This window comes from Treponema sp. Marseille-Q4130, from assembly GCF_014334325.1.
Taxonomy (GTDB): Bacteria; Spirochaetota; Spirochaetia; order Treponematales; family Treponemataceae; genus Treponema_D.
The window spans coordinates 59,016-81,170 of record NZ_JACSET010000001.1 but is presented as its reverse complement, the minus strand read 5'-3'; the positions used below and the strand labels follow the sequence as shown (position 1 = coordinate 81,170).

Annotated in this window: 13 protein-coding genes; 1 reads left to right on the top strand and 12 read right to left on the bottom strand. The window is 50.3% G+C overall.

Translation table 11 applies throughout. The annotated features are described in order from the left end of the window. Nucleotides 1-75 precede the first annotated feature (75 nt). The 12 genes from H9I36_RS00345 to H9I36_RS00290 form a co-directional block, all read right to left on the bottom strand. The gene (locus H9I36_RS00345; RefSeq protein ID WP_187383407.1) at nt 76-2,196 is read right to left on the bottom strand and encodes a TIGR03545 family protein; all 2,121 of its coding nucleotides are present in this window, start codon (nt 2,194-2,196) and stop codon (nt 76-78) included. A 1-nt stretch (nt 2,197) separates the two neighbouring features. After that, complete coding sequence (locus H9I36_RS00340) at nt 2,198-2,713, bottom strand: TIGR03546 family protein (RefSeq protein WP_187383406.1); 516 nt, start codon at nt 2,711-2,713, stop codon at nt 2,198-2,200. Between the two features lie 55 nt (nt 2,714-2,768). Then, nucleotides 2,769-3,785, bottom strand: coding sequence for a hypothetical protein (locus H9I36_RS00335; RefSeq protein WP_187383405.1), 1,017 nt, complete (start codon nt 3,783-3,785; stop codon nt 2,769-2,771). An 85-nt stretch (nt 3,786-3,870) separates the two neighbouring features. Next, nucleotides 3,871-5,109, bottom strand: coding sequence for an FprA family A-type flavoprotein (locus tag H9I36_RS00330; protein WP_187383404.1), 1,239 nt, complete (start codon nt 5,107-5,109; stop codon nt 3,871-3,873). Between the two features lie 16 nt (nt 5,110-5,125). Then, nucleotides 5,126-6,289: an MFS transporter gene (locus H9I36_RS00325; protein ID WP_187383403.1), complete on the bottom strand. Its 1,164-nt coding sequence runs from the start codon at nt 6,287-6,289 to the stop codon at nt 5,126-5,128. 244 nt (nt 6,290-6,533) lie between these two features. Further along, entirely contained in the window at nt 6,534-7,169 is a 636-nt protein-coding gene (gene pth / locus H9I36_RS00320; RefSeq protein WP_187383402.1) for an aminoacyl-tRNA hydrolase, read from the bottom strand. Nucleotides 7,170-7,291: 122 nt separating this feature from the next. Further along, nucleotides 7,292-9,295 carry a heavy metal translocating P-type ATPase gene (locus H9I36_RS00315; protein WP_222864608.1) on the bottom strand — a complete coding sequence of 668 codons (2,004 nt, stop codon included), beginning with the start codon at nt 9,293-9,295 and terminating at the stop codon, nt 7,292-7,294. Between the two features lie 170 nt (nt 9,296-9,465). Beyond that, nucleotides 9,466-9,813 (bottom strand): ArsR/SmtB family transcription factor, encoded by a 348-nt coding sequence (locus H9I36_RS00310; protein ID WP_187383401.1) that lies wholly within the window; start codon nt 9,811-9,813, stop codon nt 9,466-9,468. Nucleotides 9,814-9,977: 164 nt separating this feature from the next. Then, nucleotides 9,978-10,883 carry a DUF4340 domain-containing protein gene (locus H9I36_RS00305; RefSeq protein ID WP_187383400.1) on the bottom strand — a complete coding sequence of 302 codons (906 nt, stop codon included), beginning with the start codon at nt 10,881-10,883 and terminating at the stop codon, nt 9,978-9,980. Beyond that, nucleotides 10,880-12,940, bottom strand: coding sequence for a GldG family protein (locus H9I36_RS00300; protein WP_187383399.1), 2,061 nt, complete (start codon nt 12,938-12,940; stop codon nt 10,880-10,882). Before H9I36_RS00300 ends, H9I36_RS00305 begins: the two co-directional genes overlap by 4 nt. Nucleotides 12,941-12,942: 2 nt before the next feature. Next, the gene (locus H9I36_RS00295) at nt 12,943-13,674 is read right to left on the bottom strand and encodes an ABC transporter permease subunit (RefSeq protein ID WP_187383398.1); all 732 of its coding nucleotides are present in this window, start codon (nt 13,672-13,674) and stop codon (nt 12,943-12,945) included. Then, entirely contained in the window at nt 13,671-14,621 is a 951-nt protein-coding gene (locus H9I36_RS00290) for an ABC transporter ATP-binding protein (protein WP_187383397.1), read from the bottom strand. The genes H9I36_RS00295 and H9I36_RS00290 overlap by 4 nt, the downstream gene beginning before the upstream one ends. Before the next feature lie 346 nt (nt 14,622-14,967). On the opposite strand from H9I36_RS00290, the gene H9I36_RS00285 reads away from it, so the two are divergent. Next, complete coding sequence (locus tag H9I36_RS00285; protein ID WP_187383396.1) at nt 14,968-22,146, top strand: right-handed parallel beta-helix repeat-containing protein; 7,179 nt, start codon at nt 14,968-14,970, stop codon at nt 22,144-22,146. The last annotated feature ends 9 nt before the right edge of the window (nt 22,147-22,155 follow it).

Here is a 22,155-nt window from a genome sequence, read left to right as displayed (position 1 = left end):
AGCGAGTTATAACTCGTCAGCGTCTTGAAAAAAATCGTTAAAGGTGAGTTTTTCGAGATGCCAAATGTATTTGCCCTACCTTCCGAACAATCCTTTGAGTGCGCCCGCAGCTTTTTGCACTGCATCGCTTCCTGTTTGTCCTGCGAGCTGTTTGAGTATGTCCCGCTGAGCTTTTTCGAGCGCGGCGTTCATATCGCCGAAGTTCGCTTCCTGCAGCTTGATGCCGTTTTGAATATCCGCCAGCTTCGCGATTTCGGCGGAAACGCCGCCCGTCTTTTCAGCGAGCAGTTCGTTTACTTTTTCGCGCGCGGAAGCGGTGATCGACGTCAATTCGGATGCGAGCAGGCTTTGAAAAACCGCGGCGAATCGTTCGGCCGCGTCGGTGTCGAGCGAAAGCGTGACGCCCGATTCGACCGTGTAGCCTGCCGTAAAGCCGACTTTGAGCGCGGTAAAGCGTTCCGTCGCTTTGCGGTAGATTTCGTATACGGGAGCGGGTTCGAAAGACGGCGTCGTGATTTTCATGCCGCGCATATCGACCGATCCGCGCACGCTGAAGCTTCCGTCGTCATCGCCGAGTACGGTACACGAAAGGGCGGACGAGTGCGCGGCAAGCGAATACGCATCGTCGATTTTCAGCGAAAGCGGAAAACCCGATCCGCTGTACTTTGCGGACAAAAGCGGATTATCCGTTTTGCGTCTCCCGTCGATAACGGCGCTTATCGCGTTGTCGATTCCTTTAACGGCAAAGGCGGCGGAAAGCTCTGCGGGTTTTCCGCGCTTGTCGGGATCGCTTGAAACCTCTTTTGCCGCCAAGCTCCAGTTTGCACCGGAGCCGTACGCTTTTTCGATTAAAAACTTCGGAACGGTATCGTTTTTATAATAGATATCCGTACCTTTCATGCGTCGCGAAACTTTTTTCGCTTTTTTCTTTGCGGGCTGCGACGAAGCTTTGCTTTTTAATTCAAGTGCCGTATCGATTCCTTTTTGCACATAGGGATAATACGTGCCGAACAAATTGTACATAAAGGCCGTAAGCACTTTGTCGAACACACCGCCGATGCCGTCGTTTTTGAGCGCTTTGAATTTGGCAATCTCTTTGTCGATGAGCGCTTTGTCGGACGCGATCGCTTCTCCGATGTCCTTTGAAAGGCGCCGGGCCGTTTCGGTGTCGCTCTTAAAGTCCGAAGCAATTTTTTCCGTCTGGGCTTTTATGTTTTTTCCCTGCGAAACGGCGGCATTGATCGTATCGAGCGCTTCTTTTAATTTTACCGGATCTTTTACGCCTGCCCAATCGGTTTTGACGAGGGTATCGACACTGCTCGAAAATTCGCGTATCGATTTTTCCATCGATTCGGGCGTGTCCTTCCACTTTGCGACCGTCTCTTCGATCGCGGTCTTTGTGCTTTCCGCCATCGCCGGAGATTTCAAATTGTTTTCGACGTTTTTAATAATCGTTTGGGGATTGTATTCGGCAAAAGTATCGGAAAGCGTTTTTTGCACGTCGGCAAGGAGCGCCTTTTGCATGTCGGCAATGCGGCTTTCGTTTTGCTTTTCTTCGCGCTTTTGTTTTACCGGAATATAGCCGGACGTTTTCCGCTCGGTACCGATGAGCACGTCCGCGACGGTGATGTTTTCCGCGTCGAATTTACCGCGCAGCAGTTCAGTCAAATTGAAATCGAAGGTGATTTCTCCGACTTGAAAAATATTTTTCATCACATCGTTTTTATTCGCCTGCTGCAAATCTTTTATTGTAAGCTTTGCGCCGAATATTTGAAAATCGAGGTAACCGATATCGGTCTTCGCTTGAAAAGCGCTTTGCATGCCCGCAACGATCGCGCGCTTTACGACGATGTTTTTAAACAGGGAAACGACGATGCAGACTGCGGCGACGGCACCGATGAGGGCTGCAAGCGGGATAAGCTTGATGCCGAATTTCTGCTGCCGTATTTCTTTTGCAAGGGTTTTAAGACGGATAAAATCCGCTTTGGCGATTTCCGAATTTTTCGGGATGCGCACGCTGCCCGTTTTATCCGCATCGGCGGTAAAATAATTATTAATAAATTCTTTATCCGCCGCCACGTATATTTTTTTCAGTATTTTCTTTTCGAATTGTTTTTGTGTATAGGATTTTTTTAACAATCCGGGAAGTTTTTTTGCGGGGACGGTTTTTTGCGTCTTAGCGACTGTCGTTTTCATTTTATACAAGCTCCGATGCCTTTTCGGCGATTTTTGAAATGATCGGCAGCGCGCTTATCGCTTTTCCGATTTTACTGTTTTTGATTGCACCCGCGATGACCGTGCGCCACTGTTTAATCAGTACGATTGCGATAATAAAAAGCGGCACGTAGCAGACTATGCCGAAAAGCAGGGAACCGCACACGATCGTATTGTTGAATCTCGTAAAGCCGACGAACGGAACGTCGAGCAGGTATGAAAAAACGGGTTCGAGCGGCGCAAACGTAAGAACTGCATAGCCCATCCTATCGAAAAGCGGGTCGAGCAAAGGAGCTGCGAGCGCGCCGAGCGCCATCGCGATAAGGTAGGCGCCTTTGTTTATACGCACGAATAAAAACAGCACCACGAGCAGGTACCACAGCAGATTGTTTTTCGGCATAAAGCCGAGTATGAGCCCGAGACAAAGGGCGTTCGCGATTTCCGACGGCTTCGAATTCGAATTGAGCGCGCGGAACAGTTTGACGATGTATCCGATCATCGGATCCCTCCGAAATTAATAAATATACACCGATGTACTGCATCGATGTATGTCGTTATTTGATCACTTTTGCCGATTCGATTATTTTATTAATCATATCGATATTTTTCTCTATAAACGAAGAATATCCGTTGATTCTCAATACATCAAAATTTTCTCCGTCATCCGAAAAAAGACACAGTTTCATCGTATTCAATTCCCAATATTGATACGTAACGGCATCGTATGTTACACAAATCGCATTTCCGATTTTTTCCATTTTAAACGATTCCGGAATAATGCATGCATTCATTGATGTAAAAAGAATATCCCGCATGATATACGCATAGAAATCTTCCAAATTTTCTTTTTGCAGAGAAATCTTTTCCGTATAGATCACTGAATCGCGTTTTGTCGTATTCGGTAATACATAATATCCGGAATCCGAAAGATAATTTTGCGGAAGCTGTAATTCAAAATTATTATATGCGGTTTTTTTTGATTTTTTAGGCTGTATCTTTTTCATATCTTCCCTGACTTTAGGCTCAGGGATATCAGCCGAATTTAAAAAATCATGTATTTCATTAGGAGAAATAACCCCGAATTGAATGCATTCGGTAATGACGGTATCATGTTCGTCTTTTTCCCAAATCAAATTGGTGATCGGAATAAAAAAATCAACAAGCCCCGATCTTGTTACTTCTCCGGAAAATAAATCTTTTTTTACAGTTACGAAACTTCCCGGAAGATTTTTCCGCATATTCATATCCGTATAGAAAAACAAATTTATTATTTTCGGTTTTATAATATTTTCAAAATCTTCTTTTGTCCCTTCGTTTACTTCAATCAATTCTACAGCGGTATTAAAACCTTTTACGATTTTTACGGTCGCGGTATACGCCTGTTGTTTTTCCGTATCTCTATATCTTGTAATATAACCGTCTCCGATATTTACAATGTTTATAAAATTTCCGCCGCTCTCTTTATAGACGACGCAAGAACCCGCCGTATCTCCGAAATCGGAATAGGTCATCCGCGCATATAAACTGCACGAACAAATAAATCCGATCATCAATAAAAACTTTTTTTTCATGTTCGTCTCCTAGTCCAAACGGACGGGTTCTCGCTCGCAGCACAGCTTTATCGGCCGACTCTTTCCGAACCCGTCATACAGCTTATTAATTTAAAACGGCGGCGGCAAACTCCGCACCTTTTTTTTCAAGAGCCTGTAAATCCGCTTCGGTCGGAACTCCCTGCCATTCGTACTGTTCGAACTGTTCCCACTTGAGCGGCGCGGAGATTTCGTCATACTCTTTTTTTGCACCGCCCGACCAGCCCCAGCTTCCGATGCGAATCGCTTTTTTCCTGGTAATGTGTTTGCGGTTAAAGAGGTCGAGAATGTGCGCCATAGCCGGAAAGAGTTTGTATTCGTAGGTCGGAGCCGCTATGACGATGCCGCGGGAACGGAGAGCGGCTGCGAGCACGTGAGAATCGTCGGTTCCGGGAACCTGCAAAAAATCGACTTTGATCGAAGCGTCGGTCCCTTTGATGCCGTGCACAATGGCTTCCGCACCTTTTTTCGTGTTCCCGTACATGGACGAGCAGATGACGCAGATTTCTTTTTCGCCGGCTCCCGTCGTATTGTACGAAGCGAAGCGTTCGTAAGCGGCGATAATCCGTTCGGGATGCGCTCTCCAAATGATGCCGTGGCTCGGCGCAATCGTTTTGATTGCAAGGTTTTCGGCGCGGAATTTTTCGATCGCTTTTTTGACAAAGGGGCTGAAGCTTGCAACGATCGTTGCATAGTAGCGAAGACTTTCTTCTTCGAACGACGCGAGTTCGCTTTCGGAAAATTCGTCGTCGAACACGCGCTCGCCTGTCGTGCCGTAGCCGCCGAAAGCGTCGCAGCTGAAAAGCGTTCCCGAGTCCGCATCGAACGTGCACATCGTTTCAGGCCAGTGCACGTTCGGGATTTCATAAAACGCGAGCGCTTTGCCGCCGCCGAGATCGAGCGTATCGTCCGATTTTACTTCGCGGATTTTAAGAGAGGGACATTCGTCGGCTGCTTTGATAAAATTTTTTACGAGGGTCGCACCCTTTGCGGTCGCAACGATTTCGACGTTCGGATTCCGCTTTACGAACTCGGGCAAAAATCCCGTGTGATCCGGCTCAAGGTGATTGAGAATGAGATAGTCGATTTTTGCGCCGCCGTCGATTTCGCCGAGCTGCTTTTCGAGCAGATCGACGGCTTCGCTCCAGTCGGCGGTAAGATCGATGAGTGCATTTTTTTCTCCGCGCACAAAATACGAATTGAGCGTCACGCCGCTGGGGATAGACCAATAGCCTTCGAATAAGGGCTGGTGACGGATATCCGAATGGATGACGGAAATATATGGTGCAATTGAAATAGTTCTCATACCGCTATTTTAGCAGTCAAACGCTATGTAGGCAAGAAGAGGATTGTTTCACGAAAGCGTATACGGCAAGCCCCGCAAGCGGTATGAGTGCGAAGGTGCAAAACATAGTGCGGTAGCCCGCCACATCGACGAGCATACCTCCGAAAGATGCGCCCGCCGCGCTTGCAAGATTGTTGATGACGGCAAAAAGCGTCATGCTTACGACGAGGGGGCGGCCGTATTTTCCTTTTGCGCAAAACGAAATACAGGCCGGATAAAATAAGCCGAAGGTCACACTGTGGAAAAGCTGAGCGAAAACGACTCCTGCGATATTCGGGACAAAGGCATAGCCAAACATACGAACGGTGACCGCTGCCGTTCCGAAGAAGATAAGTTTAAGCGCACCGTACCGCCGAATAAATCGAGAGCTGAAAAGCATAAGAGGTATTTCCCCTATGACGCTTATCGCCCATATCAAGCCGACATTATCGCTGTGCAGCGCATCGCGCACATACAGCGATACGAATTGATTTGCCGGAACCATGCCGATGTACTGCATAAAAACGACAAACAGCACGAGATAATATTTTTTGCCGAAAGACGCCAAAATCGATTTGACCGAAGCGGAACGATTACCGTCGTCATACTCTTCGATACTCTGCGGACTTTGCCGCAATCGAACAAAAGGAACAGCTGCCGCACCGAGGAGCACAGCGGGAAAACTCATCCACGCGGTCATTGCAAGAGGTGTACAATTTTTCAAATCGATAAAGCGCTGCATGATACAGCTCATCGCGATAAAGCCGACGCTGCCGGCTCCGCGTACATAACCGTATTGTTCCCGTTTGAGCGCAAGTACCGTATTCACCATCGAATCGCAAACCGGAATTGAAGATCGGAGAAACGACGCATACACGGACATACACAAAGCCGTTGCCAAAAATCCGCTGCTGCGGAAAAGAAAAACGGGCGTCGCAGCAAGTCCCGCAGCTATGACACAGAGCGCAATGCCGAGCCGCTTCGCGTGTGTTAGGGAAGGAGCGATGAGCAGCGGCACGATGATTCCCGCCCCATTGAAAAATGCGAAGAGCAAACCAATCTCCGTCGCCGTGTAGCCGAGCGTATTTAAAAACAGCGGTAAATACACTGTCGGAGCGCAGTGGACGGCAAACAAAAGAAATTCGGGAATCGCCATGACCATATCGGAGAGTATATCGATAATACGATGTATATGCGAGCGGATATTTTTAATCAACAACCTCGACGCAGAGCGTCGAAGTATGTTGTTCTCATAAGGTGGTTGCAGTCGGCTTTAATACCCTTTGTTACGACACGGCATATGAGATAACCATCCGCACGAATAAACCGAACGGCGAATTTATTCCGCAAAGCCGCCGTGTATGACGCGGCTGTCGGATGCGGAGCAGTACCGCGCCTGCCCTCTTTCAGTCGGCGGACACTTTTTTCTTACCCCACGCCGCGACGAGTTTTGCCGGATCGTTTGAAAGAATTGCTTCGGTAAACGGGATCGCCGCTGCGCTAAACGTCTGCGCCATCGTTATGCGCTCGTCGCTTGTAAAAGGCGAGAGCACGTAGCCGGCCACGTCGGGATTATCCGGCCGCCCGATGCCGAAGCGGAATCTCCAAAAATCCGCCGTATTTAAAACGGCTTTTGTCGAACGCAGTCCGTTGTGTCCGCCGAGTCCGCCTCCTTTCTTTAAGCCGATCGTGCCAGCCGGAAGTTCAAGCTCATCGTGTACGACGAGTATGTGATCCGCCGTGAGTTTGTAAAAGTTTGCGAGTTCGCCGATACTTTCACCGGATGCGTTCATATAGGTTTCGGGCTTTAAAAAATATATCGCGTCGGAAGCGATTCGGGCGTTTGAAGTGCCGAGATGATATTCGTCCGCCCAAGAAGCGAGGCGGGATACATCGAGCGAACAAAAAGCGCCTTTGAATTTATGCTGCCACGAAAGACGGTGTGCAAAGGGCAATGAATCCGCAAAAAGCCACGCGGCGTTGTGGCGCGTATTTTCGTATGTGCGCCCGTAATTTCCGAGAAAAGCGACAAGCCGAATCATAGACGGAGTATAGCACAAAAACGGCGGAGTGGGAAATCGGCCGGGGAAGCGAATTATTATGCTTTACTTCGCGTACCGTCCCCGTTCCCTTTATAGCCGTATGCGGCTTCCGCTTTTACGCATCACCCTCGCTTTTTCCACAGCATGACGCGCATCGAATTCGCTACGGCGAGGAGAGCTACGCCCGTATCGCCGAAAACGGCAGTCCACATATTTGCGATACCGAACGCGCCGAGCGCCATGATGCCGATTTTTACGATGAGCGAAACGACGATGTTTTCGGTGACGATGCGTACGGTTTTCCGTGAAATCGAAATCGCGTCCGCTATCTTTGCCGGTTCGTCGGTCATGATAACGGCATCGGCCGATTCTATCGCGGCATCGCTTCCGAGTCCGCCCATCGCGATCCCCGTGTCGGCCCGCGCGAGCACCGGTGCATCGTTGATGCCGTCGCCGGCAAAGAGGAGCGTCGGACGCCGCGGTTTTTTGCCGAGCTCTGCAAGCTGCGCTTCCACTTTATCGACTTTATCTGCAGGAAGGAGTTCCGAAAAAACGGTATCGACTCCGATTTCGGACGCGACTTCTTCCGCCGTTTCTTTATTGTCGCCAGTGAGCATGACGATTTTTTTGACGCCGAGTTTTCGGAGCTTTTTGACGGCGAAGGCCGCGTCGTCTTTCGTTTGATCGGCTATAACGATGTGTCCCGCATACAGTCCGTCGACTGCGACGTGTACGACCGTTCCGAAATCGTTTAAGCTGCACGGAACGATGCCTTCTACCGCGTGCGATTCCATGAGTTTCATATTGCCGGCAAGTACGCGCTTTCCGTCGAGGACGACGCTGATGCCCTCTCCGCTTATCTCTTCCGCGTCGGCGATCTTTACGAGATTGCAGCACGCTCCCGAGTGTGCCGCTTTGATCGAATTCGATATCGGATGATTCGAATAGGTTTCCGCATGCGCCGCGATTGCGATGAGTTCGTCCGCCGATATGCGTTCTTCGTCCGTCGGGTGAACTCCCGTGACGGCGAATACGCCTTTTGTTAAAGTTCCCGTTTTATCGAATACCGCCGTTTGTGTCCGCGCAAGCGTTTCGACGCATTCGCTTCCTTTGATGAGGATGCCGTTTTTGCTTGCCGTTCCGATGCCGCTGAAAAATCCGAGCGGTACCGATATGACGAGCGCACAGGGGCAGGAGACGACGAGAAAGATGAGCGCGCGGTACACCCACGTGTGCGCATCACCCGTGATGAGGGACGGAATGAGCGCAAGCAAAACCGCCGCTATACACACGATAGGCGTATACGCTTTTGAAAAGCGCGTGATAAAGCGCTCCGATTTCGCTTTTTTTTCCTGCGCTTTTTCGACCAGCTCGATGATGCGAGCGGCGGCCGATTCTCCGGCGATCTTCGTCGTTTCGATTTCGATCACGCTGTCCGTATTGATCGCGCCCGCCATAACGTCGCTTCCGACGAATACGCGGCGCGGCACCGCTTCTCCGGTAAGGGCGGACGTATCGAGAAACGATTTTCCCTGTACGACCGTGCCGTCGATCGGAATGCGCTCTCCGGGCTTCACGAGTATGGTTTCGCCGACGTTCACATCGTCGGGCGATACTTCGATTATTTTATCGCCGCGTTTTACGAATGCTTTATCCGGCCGGATTTCCATGAGCGATTGAATCGAATCGCGCGATTTGTCGACCGCTTTGTCCTGTGCGTATTCCCCGATTTGATAGAGCAGCATGACGCCGACAGCTTCGGGATATTGTCCGACTGCGACGGCGCCGAGAGACGCAACGCTCATCAAGAATTTTTCATCGAAGAAATTTCCTTTAATAATATTTTTTACCGCGTCGATGACGACGCTCCTGCCGCACACGAGGTATGCTGCGAGTAAAAGTACGATTGAAACGAGTTCATCCGCCGACGCGAATTTACCGAGCGAAACAACGATCGCCCTGAAAGGATGCGCGTGTTCGACGATTAAACCGAGTGCAAACAGCACCGCCGCAATGACGATTTCACGGACGCTTAATTCGCTCTCTTCTTCATGTTCATGTCCGTGTGTATGTCCATGTTCGTGTTCGCTTTTGCAGCATGCATGACAGTGACATTCGTGACTCATAGCTCCTCCTAATAAAAACTTTTGCAGGAAATATCAATTTCCGAAAAAGTTTTTAGCCGTGCGCGAGAGCGCACACGTTCAATAACCCGAGTTTGTTGAAAACAAACTCGTACGAAAGAAGTGCGGCGCAATTTCAGCCGTGCTTCTTTCGCTCCTCCTAATAATAAATTTTATTCGCTTATATGTTCGATGCCTTGGCTTAAAATCGTCGTTACGTGGCCGTCGGCGAGGGAATAGATAAGCGATTTTCCGTTTCGCGTATATTTTACGAGACCGTTCGTTTTTAAAATACGCAGCTGATGACTTATCGCCGACTGCGTCATTTTAAGGACGTTTGCGATGTCGTTTACCGCCATATTCGATTCGAGCAGTACAAACAAAATCTTTATGCGCGTCGAGTCTCCGAAAATCTTAAACAGCTCCGCCAAATCGAACAGTTCGTCTTCGTCAGGCAGTTTGTTTAAAATATCTTGAAAGCACTTGTCGCTTTGTCCGCCTTCGATCTTTTTTTTCGCCACGCCGCTCCTCCATACGCGATTTGTTTTATAACAAATGAATGAACAACTGTTCATATATTAGCAGTAAAAATGCTGTTTGTCAAGTAAAAAATAAAAAGGCCGTCGCAAAAGTCAGTGACCTTTTTGACAGCCTCTCTTTCGATTTATTTTATCGATTGTCGATTTTACTGCTTTGTACTTATATCTGCTGCGGTTTTAAGGTATTTTCCCGCGGAGTAGCGGGAGAGCGAAAACTTGTACGGCGTTTCGCTGCACGTGCCGTAGTATTTCGCATCGTCGCCGTCTCCTTCTTTATACACGCTCACCGTAATCGCTTTGCCGCCGGCCGTTATGACGGTAACGGATTCGCTTACAGGCGGCAGGACAAAATCGTCGTCGAGCCACGAGTCCGCATTGAGCCTTGTAAGCGATGCCGCCCAATTCGCAGCTTTTTCCGCATCGACGCTTGCCGTGCCTCCGGAAGCAGTCCATGCAGCGGGATCGCCTGATTTTACAATCGACAGCACCGTGCTTCCCATGCTTTCGGAAACGGCGGTGAGGTCGCTCGTATCGACGGCGTACACCGATTTGCTGCGCAACGCGGCGACGTCTTTTTTGAACGTGTCGCGCAGCGTTCCCGATACGAGGTATATGTCTTTTTTGCCGTCGAGCGTAAGGTAGGACTGCGAACCCGTCGACGACGTTTTTCCTATCGTGAGCGTACGCACAAGTTCGTTCCCTTTGTATGCCTTTACGACGATCGCATTCGTCTTGTCGATTTCGTAGCGCTCATCGACCGCATCGCTTCCGGCTTGGGCAACGGTGTCGAGAACGCGTATGTTTTTTACCGCATTGACAAGCGCATCGACGGTATTCGTATCCGCCTTGTAGCGCCTCTCTCCGACCGTCCAACCGTCGTCAGATTTTGCAAGCTCGATTACGGCGCTCGCGTTTTCGATTGTAAGCTTATCGGGATCCGCACCGAGCGTTTTGTTTTTTACCGAACTTCGCAGAGAAGAGGCGAGCTGCGCGATATATATGCCGAGCAAAAGTACGCACGCCGTCAAAAGAATTATTTTTCGTTTGCTCATTTTGTATCACCTTCCTTCGATTTCGTATCGATGATGCGCGCATCGTTCGGATTGTATTTTGCGCGGATGCGTTCTCGGCGTTTGTTGCGCATGCGCCACACGATAAAGCCCGCAATGACGACCATGACGGCAAGTCCGAATTCGTTGAAATACTGCACGGCAAATGCGAGCGCGCTTCCTGAGTTATGCAGCGTATTGAGAGAAAGCCCCTTCGTGCGCATGGCGCAAAAATCGCCGTTGCCGTTCATATAGTCGATGACGTTGCGCGTGAAAAGAGCAATCGGTTCGGAGCTGTTTTCTTCGATGAGCTGCGGCCCCGTGATTTCGGACGTTCCCGCGACGAAGATTTTTCCGCTCTGCACGTTTTCAGCCAAGTGCGTTTTTGCCGTTAGCGCTCCGTCTGCGGATGAAGCGGGCTCGGAATCGAAAGCGCTTTTGAATTTGCCTTCGGCGAGCGCGGCAAGCGTTTCCGCTTTTTCGACGGACTTGTCGTAGGGCGGCGGCATCATCGGATTCAACTGTATATTGTCCGAAAGCAGCCACGATTTCGGAGAGGACTGCACGAGCTTTGTCACTTTCACGTCTGCGTTGCTTTCGGCGCCGCTCGTGTCGATTGCGGATGTTTGCAAAAAAAGGATCCTGCCGAGATTAGCCGTGATCGCGTTCTTTTTTGCAAGCTGTTCTGCAGGGATAAACGGCGCCCACCACAACGATACGTTTCCGTAATTTTGCTGACGCGGTTTATAACAGTTTTCGTCGAGCACGTAGTTCGTTTCCGGCTTGATGCCGTAAGCGTTTAATAATTTTTCAAGCTTTGTCGAAAGCGGCGCGAACGACGGCGCTTGATAATAGCCTGCCGACTGCGAATCGAAGGGGTCGACAAAAAAGAGAGCGTTGCCGCCGCGCATGATAAACTGATCGATTTTATACAACTCTTCGTCGGAGAATTCCGTTTTCGGTCCGTTGACGATGAGGGATGCGACATTTGCGGGAATCGCATCTTTTGAAAGATCGATTTCATCGAGTTCGTACATATCGCTTGTAAGGGATATGAGAGGAGAGACTCCGGCCTGCGAATAAAGCGGCGCCTCTCCGTGCCCCGTTACGTAGCCGATCTTCGTCGCCTTTAAGAGCAGGCTTTGAAGACTTTCGGAAAGCGATTGTTCGAGTTCTCCGAGTCCCGCGATGACGTAGCCTATGAGCGATCGCTGCATCGAAAGCGGGATGAGGCGGAACGCGTTTCCGTGTTCCAGCACGAGGCCGATCGCGCCCGAGCCCGTCGAACCGTTTTCCGTCGTCCAATTGATGAGCGGTATGCCGAAGCGCGACTGCAGCGTATTCAAATCGGATGAAGAAGGATTTATTTTTTCATAATCGATTCTGCCCATGCTTTGCTTGTTGACGCTTTCATACGCTTCGCGCACGGTCTTTTCGATATCGTCGAAGCCCCGTATGTCAAACTGTTTGAGCGCATCGGTTACGTAGAGCGTCAGTTTGATGCGCTCGTCTTTCGGAAGACCTGAAAGCACGTTCGCCGCCGAAATCATTTTGCTGATCTTCGTCGTAAGCTTGTATTCGAATCCCTCGGACGATGTTATACCGTCGAGCGTTTCGACCGAGTCGGCATAAGAGATGACGAGTCCCATATACGCCTGCTTGAAGCCTACTTCGTTGTTTGCGACCTGTTGTATCTGCACTTGCTGCAGTCCGTACTGCTGCGCGAGCATTTCGTTTTCCGCTTTGCTCATATCGACGATCGAATAGGAAAAGTTGCGGTTTGCCGCTCCCTTGTATTCGAGAAGGATATCGCGTATGTACTGCGCGGTTGTGCTGTACGGGGCGGGCAAGTTGCTGCTGAAAAACGCGCGGACCGACAGCGGTTCGTCGAGCGTTTTGACAAGCTGTCTGCTCGCCTCCGACAACGAATAGGATTTCGGGCGTGTCAAATCGAAACGCAAAAATGCCCTGCGCCCGACAAGGTTTGCGAGAATTAATAAAACGATGAGAAGCACAAAATCGCTCGAAGGGGAGCGAAACCAGTTGATGATTTTTTTCATTTTTACTTCCTTTCATTTTGCTGAACGATCACCGTGAGATAAAAGAAAAATACGGTGAGCGAAGCGAAGTACAAGAGGTCGCGCGTGTCGATGATGCCTCGTGCGATCGATGAAAAATGCGACGATGCGGAGATGTACGACAGTGCGGCGACGATTTCGGCCGGCAGGAAAATCAAAAACGAATCGATCAGCGTTAGCGAAATGCAGATGATAAAGGCTGCGAAAAACGCGATGATTTGATTTTTCGTAACCGCCGACGCGAATACTCCGATCGCCGAAAAGGCGGCGCACAAAAAGAAAGCGCCCAAAAAGCCTCCGACGACGGGTCCCATATCGGGAGAGCCGAATATAAAAAGCGGAATGACGTACAGCATTGTCGGAGCGACCATGACGGCAGCGCTTAAAAAGGCTGCAAGCCATTTACCTGCAGCGACGGAGCTTTCGGTGACGGGAAGCGTCATGAGCGTTTCGATCGAGCCGCTTCGCTTTTCTTCGGCGAACAGCCGCATCGTCAGCGCCGGAATAAAAAACGAAAGCAAAATCGGAAGGAGCGAAAAATAATTCCGCAGCTCCGCCCGATCTTGAAAAAAGAAAAAGACGAAAAAGGTGATACCCGCGATGATGAGAAAGAGTGCCGTGACGATGTATGCGACGGGACTCGTAAAATACGCGGCGAGTTCCCGCTTCATGATGACGGCGGCGGGAGAATGTTTTTTGTTAAGCGTGTCGCTCATTTTTGCGCCTCCGCTGTAGTGAGTTCGTGGAACACGTCTTCGAGACTGTTCCGCTGCATTGCAAGTTCGTATAACCAGCCGCCCTTCGCTGCGATCGCTTTGAAGAGAGCCGGCCGGACTTCAGCCGTTCCCGAAACCGAAACGAGGAGAGAAAACGCATCCGCATCTCCGTTTACGGTTTCTCCGCTTACCGCCGAAACGTTTTCGACTCCCGCAATCGATTTGAGTTCGGCTGCAATATCGTCTTTTGAACATCCGCCTGCGGTGAGTTTGAGAGCGGCTTTATGACCGTATCGTTCGCGCAGTTCATCGGTCGGACTGTCGGCGACGAGCTTACCGTTTGCGATGATGATGACGCGGCTGCACAGCGTTTCCACTTCGCCGAGGATGTGCGTCGAAACGATAACCGTACGCGTCTTTCCGATTTCGCGGATCAAGTTCCGCACTTCGCCGATTTGATTCGGGTCGAGCCCGCTCGTCGGTTCGTCCAAAATCAATATTTCCGGATCGTGCATGAGCGCGTGCGCGAGCCCGACACGCTGCCTGTAGCCGCGCGAAAGCTCGGAGATATTTTTATCCATCACTTCTTTGAGACCGCACTCTTCGCACAGACGGGGAATTTTTTCATCGGCATTTTCGCCCTGCATGTCCGCGATATAGCGCAGGTAATCTTCGACTATCATATCGCCGTAGAGAGGCGCGGCTTCGGGCATGTAACCGATCTTTCGTTTCGATGCGACGCTTGCATCTTCGATGTTCGTACCGTCGATCGAAATCGTGCCGCCGGACGGTTTTAAAAAACCGGTAATCATACGCATCGTCGTCGTTTTGCCCGCGCCGTTCGGACCGAGCAGACCGACGATTTGCCCCGTCGGGATCGAAAAGCTCACATCGTTTACCGCACGGAATGTCCCGTAATTTCGGGACAAGTGCGAAACTTCTATCATATATCCTCCATAAAAACTTTTGCAGGTACTTGCAGCGAAGCTTCAAGCAAAGTTTTAACTTTCGAAAAAAAATCAGTCGTGCGCGTATTTCGCAGAAAGCGCGTCGGCGTATTTTAAAAACAAATTGTACTATATCTATTAAAAAAAATTATGACAAGCGCAGGTTACGAAATCAATGGGTAATGGGTAATGGGTAATGTCAATAATATGGAACAATTTTAAAGGAACGTGTATAATAGTATGTATAGCGGTTTATAACAGCGGCAGAGGATAAAGCGGCTGTATCGAACGATATGATTTGAGAGAGGTTCCCGTGATAAATCAAAAAGAAATGCAAAATCGTGTCATGCGTACATGTGTGACCGTCCTTTTCTGCGCCGTTTCAGCTGCGGCGCTGCTCGCGATAACCGGCTGCAAAGAACTGTTTGCAGATATAGAGGAAGATTTTTCGTATTGGGCGTCGGAACCGACCATAACCGGCTTCAGAGCGGCATCTCCGGCACAGACGAGCCCTGCAGGCGTTCAATGCGTGCCGTCGGCAAGCGATGCGGTCATCACGCTCACCGTGCGCAATCCTAAAAACTTTTCGTTCATCATGCCGAATGATCCCGGAGCACCGGCGGATATCGTAATGTTCGGGGACGACAAGGTAAAAGGCTCGGGCGGAGCTAAGCCAATCTACGGCACCGATTATACGCTTGCGCCGACCTCGGACGGCAAAGCGCTCAGACTGACGTATATGGCTGCCTTTTTAAAGGCGAATGAACGCAGCAGCGCGAACATCGGAGCTTCGATCAAACTCTACAGTACCGACGGCAGAAAGTTCAATCAAATCTATTCGTTTAATTTGGAAGCGAATACGCCGCCGCCGGATCCCGCGCCCGTTTTCGCATCGGACGATAATCATATCGCGCTTTTTAAAACGCGTACACCCGATTCGCAGGGCAAACGCTATTACGTTCTGTGCTTTAAAGTTGCGGGCTTTACCGAATCGGGTGCGACGGATTTACACAGCGACCTTACACACGTATATGTGAGCAAAAACGGCGGTGATGAAACTCCATGTCCCGTGACGCTTACTACAGCCGATTTTGATATTACCCATTCGGGCGGTACTTTTATCGCGAAAACGGATGTCGATAAGTTATCAAACGCAGAAGCGGAGGCTTCTCCCGGTTCGGGCAGTCCTCTGCCGGGCAACGTTCCTTCCGGTCCGTGGGTGCTCTATTTTAAAACGGACGTTCCCGTAGGCGGCGCTACGGCAAAATACCGTATACGGCTCTTTGACGGAAAGCTCTATTCGGATTATGCGCAAAAGTCTACCAGTACGCGCGAGCTTTCCGTTCCTAAGGTATTCGCCCATACGGACATAGACAATGTAGCCGCTTTCGGTGTGTATACGGAAGCGACTAAAATTGTTACGCCGAGTACCATAGCTACCGTAGACGGCAATGACTTAAACGGCGGCGGTACCCCGATCGGCGGCGTAGCTCCGGACGGTTCGGACGAAACTCACGCGATCCCCGTGTACAGCGCATACGGAAGCGCCGTAAAGCTTACAATTAAAAAACCTGACGGGACAGATTATCCTGCAGGGGTTACCGTAACGGGAAGCGCGGAAAAACACTCGGGTGATTCCGCGTCGGGCACTGCATCATTTACGGCGGGACAAAGTGCCGTTGTTACGCTTCCTTCTCCGACGGACGGCGGAGGGGAAGTCGTGTATAAAGTAGTCTTTAAGGCAACGGGAGAAGGCTTTGACGACAGCGCCGAACGCACGCTGTACTACAAAGTGCGAAGGGAAATAAAGGCGGTTAACAATTTGCCGATGTGGTACATGCTCGGCGCCGCCATAGAGAAAATCCCCTTAGGCGGGGCAGGCACCGTCAAAATAAGCGGAACCGTAAAAGCACAAAATATAAGCTATCCTCCGCTTCCCGGCACTCCACCTGTACCTGTAGTAAACGATAGCACTATAGATGTCAGTGGAGAACGCGATTCGGGCGATTATCCGGGCAGAACGGTTACCCTCATAGGAGATAACAAAGCTTCTTCAATACTCGATGCGAATAATTTGTGCAGCGTATTTACTATAGAGTACAACGGAAAACTCATCCTTAAAAATGTAACGCTGCAAAATGCTAAAAATAATGTCGGCGGCTACGGCGGCGGTATCAATATAGGTGACAACGGCTCTTCTTTAGTGATGACCGATACTGATATTAAAGACTGTACTGTCACCGCAGGAGCTAGACTGGGCGGTGCGGTATATATCAGAGAAAGCGGAAGCCTTACTGTCGGATCAGGCTGTGTGATCTCCGGCAACACTGCTTCAGGCGGAAACGGAGATGGTATATATGTACAAAGCGGCGGCACATTCAATATAGCAGGCGATGCGAAGATAGACGAAAACAACGACGTGTACTTGAAAAAGAACGAAGATTTTCCGTCTGACTCGTCCAAAAATGCAAAGATAACCGTAACGGCGCCTCTTACAGGCACCGACACCGTCGCAAAGATAACGCCTCAAGATTATACTGTAGGCGTTACAGCCGTAAACGCCGCTTCCGGCGTAAGTCTCAGCGGGTACTCGGAAAGGTTTAAAATAACAGGCCAAACTATCATATCGCCGCCTTCGACGGTTCTGTGGAAACTCAGATATAACAGCAATAATACTCTTGTACTAAAAGCTAATGTTCCGATAACAGTCGACGGAACCGATCCTAACGCATGGAAGACTCTGAAAGAGGCGATTGAGGCGGCGATCGTGGAAGACGGCGACGAATTCATTATAAGAGGTACGATAAAAGCGACAAACGCTTCCGGAAACAGCGGTGAAATTACCGTAACAAAAAAGATTACCGTAAGAGGCGACGGCACAAATCCTGAACTCGACGCAAACAGCAACCATACGGGCGCTCCGCCTGCCGATGCGCCTGCAACGCCTCACCGAATCTTTACAGTAGAGGACGGCGGAGAACTTACGCTTGAAAACCTGACGCTTAAAGGCGGCAATGCAGGCTCCGACTACGGAGGGGCAATCCTTATTAAAACGGGATCAGCTGGGGATATACGCAATACGCGCATCTACGGCTGTAAAGCGCTAAACGGCGGCGCAATCTGTAACGAAGGCTCGCTCCGTTTGTCCCTTTGTCATATAGGCGCTAGCGGTAAGCCGAACGAAGCTACGTCAAGCGGTGGGGCAATATACAGCAATACGGCCGACTCTGCACTATGTACGATTTTGGGTACGGATATAAGTTATAACAAAGCTGCTCAGCTCGGTGGAGGTATATGTATTATGAAGGGAGAATGTACCATCGGTCCGGAGAACGCAATACCGACTTCTATCTGGTTAAATGGCAGTACTAGTATGGGCGGCGGCTTACATATCGGAACTCTTGGAGTTTGTAAGATAAGCGACATGACAAAAATTACAACTAACAGTTCTGTAAGCGGCGGCGGTATATGTAGTTTTGGTACATTGGAGATAAAAGGAAGCTCCGGCGTAAAAGTCGATATATTAGACAATAGCGGAACGTGGGGCGGCGGTATTTATCAGATGCTGGGTACGCTTACTACGGAGCATACGGAAATCAAAAGAAACACTGCGGTGACAGCCGGCGGCGGCATCTACGTTGCAGGCGGCAGCTGTACCCTTAAAGATGGAACGATTCTGGGGGGTGGGAGCGACGATAATTTTGTTACTGACGCCGGAAGTAACGGCGGCGGCGTATATGTGGCCGGAACCTTTGTTATGGCTGAAGATGCCATCGTTGTTCCTTCAACCCTCACCGATGCCGGCAAAAACGACGTCTATTTGATGCCGGATAAGTATATTACGCTTAAGAACTCTCTTACCGGTACGGCTCCGGTTGCGAGCATTACGCCGAGTCGGTATATCGCCGGAAGAGCGGTCGTGAAAGGCGACGGCTATGCGCTCACTGTCTCCGATACGAACCGATTTACCGTAACGCCGAAAAAAGACGGCAGCAAGACACTGTATTGGGAAGTTGATAAACAAGGCAAGCTGGTGCGTGTAGTAGACGGCACAAAGCCCAAAGCGTGGAAGGCGCTTAAAGATGCTGTCTCCGATGCTCAAGCAGGCGAAACCGTCACGATAAAGGGCGAAATCAAAGCGACAAAGGAAGGCGCAGCAGGCGACGATGCCAACTGGGACGAAATTGAAATTACCAAAGACCTCACGATAAAAAAAGCTGAAGACGCAAGTTCTGCCGTTATAAACGCAAATAAAATCGTCGGCGGTAAACAGGAGCACCGCATCTTCCACGTGAAGTCCGGTACGCTTACGCTTGAAAACCTTACGCTCCAAGGCGGCAGGCGCACCAGCGGACCCAGCGGCGGCGGTATGTATATCCAACCCGGTGCAGTCGCATCCCTTACCGATTGCCGTATTATAGACTGTGTGTCCTCTCTCGGAAACGGCGGAGCCGTGTATACGCAAGGTACGCTCCGTTTAACGCGCGGTTCGATCGGCGGAACGGGTTCTCAAGAAGGCAATCAGGCAAAATACGGCGGCGGCATCTATGTCGAACATAACGGCAGCTGCACCATTACCGAAACGAAGATACTCGAGAATTACGCCGACGGCGGTACTTCGTCATCGAGCGAAGGAAAGGGCGGCGGTATATATGTTGCACAGGGCGGCACATGCAGCCTCTACGATGTAGATACGATGAAGAATAATACGGTAAAAGACGGTTCGCCGAATAAGGGTAAGGGCGCGGGCATCTATGTCGAAAGCGGCGGCATATGCAATATAGCAGGCAGTACGAAGATCGACGAAGGGAACGAGTTCCAAACGCACGACGTCTATTTGGCAAAGCATGCAAGCGATCAATCTAAAAACGCAAAGCTGACTGTAACGGCGCCTCTTACGGGCACCCACACCGTTGCAAAGATAACGCCTGAAGATTATACGGCGGGCGTTACAGCCGTAAACGCCGCTCTCGGCGTAAGTCTCAGCGGGTATGCGGACAGGTTTAAAATAACCAAGCAAACTATCATATCGCCGCCTTCGACGGTTCCGTGGAAGCTCAGATATAACAGCAATAATACCCTTGTACTCAAATCCGCGACGACGGTCATACCAAGTACCGCTACGTGGAAAACGCTGAAAAATGCGATAGAAGCGTCTACGCTGGAAGACGGCGACGAATTTGTTATACAGAGTACTATAACGGCAATTGCCATGACAGATCATCACGGTGCGATCAGCGTAACAAAAAAGATCACCGTAAAAGGTGAGGGGGCAAGTTCCATACTCGATGCAAACAGCAGCGGCAGCAATCATCCTCTAACGCCTCATCGAATCTTTACCGTAGAAGACGGCGGAGAACTCACACTTGAAGATATTACGCTTACAGGCGGCAAGGCGGCAGGAACTACAGATGACAAAAAATGCGGCGGCGCCATATTTGTCAAAGCGGGATGCAAGGCGAAACTTACAAACTGCATTATTAAAAACTGTGTGGCAGATAAATTCGGCGGCGGCATTTGTTCAGAAGGCGAGCTGACCTTGGACGGCGGCACTATCGGCGGTTCTGCAGCCGACGGCAACAAAGCAATGCAAGGCGGCGGTATCTGCATACAGAAAAACGGACGTTTTACGCTTAAAACTGCGACTATAAGCGAAAACAAAGCCGACTACGGCGGAGCTGTCGTCGTTCGCCAAACAGGCTCGGTAAGTATGGAAAGCGGTTTTCTTACGACAAATACGGTAGACTATTTAGGCGGCGGCGTACATGTTGATAACAGTGCGTCGTTTACGATGACCGGCGGTAAAATAAAAACCAATAACGCAAACGGCGGAGGAGGCGGCGTATACGTGCATTCGGGAACTTTTACGCTTTCCGGCAGCGCCTCTATTGAAAGTAATACCGCCGCGGGTAAAAACGGTGGCGGCATCTACGTCGATTCAACCGGAAAGCTCGAAATAAAAGGCGGTTCGATAAAATCGAATAAGGCGACAAAAACCTCAGGCGGTACCGGTATGGGCGGCGGCGTGTATGTGTACGGAGACTATACTCATAAGGGAAAGCTTGATATGAGCGGCGGCAGCATAGAAGGAAACGGTGCAGGAGAAAACAGCGGCAGTTACGAAGGATCGGGCGGCGGTGTGTACATTAACGGCGGCACATTCACTACGACAGGCGGGGAAATTAAAACCAATAACGCCAAAAACGGCGGCGGCGTGTATGCAGAAGGTGGTGCCGGAATTACCTTGACAAACACGAAAATAAACAGCTGTGTTGCGGCATTAAACGGCGGCGCAATCTTTGTAAGCGGCTCAACCGTCAACATAACAAACTGCACCCTTACAGGCAACACGGCGACAGACTCTTCCGGCGCCGGAGGTGCAATCTTTGCACAAAAGGACGGCAGCACTCCCTCCACTGTCACAATCAGCGGCGGTACTATCGGCGGCACGGGCACGGACGCAAACAAAGTGACCGGTTCGTGGGGATTCGGCGGTGGCATCTATATCAACGATGACTGCTCTTTGACGCTTAACGAGTACACAGACGGCGGCGGCAAGCATGGCGTACGGATTATCGGCAACGAGGCGGCGAGGGGTGGCGGCGTGCGTGCAAACAACTCAACCGTTACCATGACAGGCTGCACCGTCAGCGGCAACACGGCGACAGACTCCACCAACTTAGGCGGAGGCGGCGGTGTGTATACCCACAGGGGAACGCTCACCATGACGCGCTGTACTTTTACGGACAACACGGCGAACAACAACGGCGGCGGCATGATTATCGAGGGCGGAACTGCCGATATGACAAACTGTACCCTTACGGGAAATCAGGCGAAAAACGGCGGCGCAATCTTTGTACAAAAGGACGACACCGCTGCCGCCTCAATAACAATCATGGGCGGCACCATCGGCGGGACAGGTACGAACTCAAACAAAGCGACCGGAACCGGAGCAAATGAAGGCAACGGCGGCGGCATCTATGTCGGCGGCAACTGTACAGTAACGCTTAAAAACAACGACCAAAATGAAGGCTGCATCGTTAAAGGCAACACCGCAAATAGCGGCTTCGGCGGCGGCTTCGGCGGCGGCGTGTATGTAGATATGAACAGTAGATTTACGATGCATGGCGGTACAATTAAAAATAATACAAGCAATGTGGGAAAAGGCGTTTATGTAGCAGCCTCTTCCGGTGGGATGGGCAACCAAGACGGTTACTTTATCATGGGCGGTAAAGCCTGTGTCGGGGACTGGGGAAGCGACGGTACCCTAAAAGACGGCAATGATGTGTATTTAAAAGAAAACGATGACAGCGGCGCGCCTGCCAGCATAAAAATCGATAGCGGCAATCCCATAACGGAATCGAAGGTTGCCTGTATTACTCCCGAGAGCTATGGACTTGACGTGACTGTAGTACGGATGACGGACGGCTCATCGGTAGGGGCTTATACGAATAAGTTCACCGTAACACCGAAAGGCACTCAAACTTGGTCGGTAGACAGCGACGGGACACTAAAGACGCCGTAACAATAATGG

Coding starts and splice junctions, on each gene's coding strand:
- H9I36_RS00345 (WP_187383407.1), bottom strand. CDS start 2,196: ATGAAAACGACAGTCGCTAAGACGCAAAAAACCGTCCCCGCAAAAAAA.
- H9I36_RS00340 (WP_187383406.1), bottom strand. CDS start 2,713: ATGATCGGATACATCGTCAAACTGTTCCGCGCGCTCAATTCGAATTCG.
- H9I36_RS00335 (WP_187383405.1), bottom strand. CDS start 3,785: ATGAAAAAAAAGTTTTTATTGATGATCGGATTTATTTGTTCGTGCAGT.
- H9I36_RS00330 (WP_187383404.1), bottom strand. CDS start 5,109: ATGAGAACTATTTCAATTGCACCATATATTTCCGTCATCCATTCGGAT.
- H9I36_RS00325 (WP_187383403.1), bottom strand. CDS start 6,289: ATGGTCATGGCGATTCCCGAATTTCTTTTGTTTGCCGTCCACTGCGCT.
- pth (WP_187383402.1), bottom strand. CDS start 7,169: ATGATTCGGCTTGTCGCTTTTCTCGGAAATTACGGGCGCACATACGAA.
- H9I36_RS00315 (WP_222864608.1), bottom strand. CDS start 9,295: ATGAGTCACGAATGTCACTGTCATGCATGCTGCAAAAGCGAACACGAA.
- H9I36_RS00305 (WP_187383400.1), bottom strand. CDS start 10,883: ATGAGCAAACGAAAAATAATTCTTTTGACGGCGTGCGTACTTTTGCTC.
- H9I36_RS00300 (WP_187383399.1), bottom strand. CDS start 12,940: ATGAAAAAAATCATCAACTGGTTTCGCTCCCCTTCGAGCGATTTTGTG.
- H9I36_RS00295 (WP_187383398.1), bottom strand. CDS start 13,674: ATGAGCGACACGCTTAACAAAAAACATTCTCCCGCCGCCGTCATCATG.
- H9I36_RS00290 (WP_187383397.1), bottom strand. CDS start 14,621: ATGATAGAAGTTTCGCACTTGTCCCGAAATTACGGGACATTCCGTGCG.
- H9I36_RS00285 (WP_187383396.1), top strand. CDS start 14,968: ATGCGTACATGTGTGACCGTCCTTTTCTGCGCCGTTTCAGCTGCGGCG.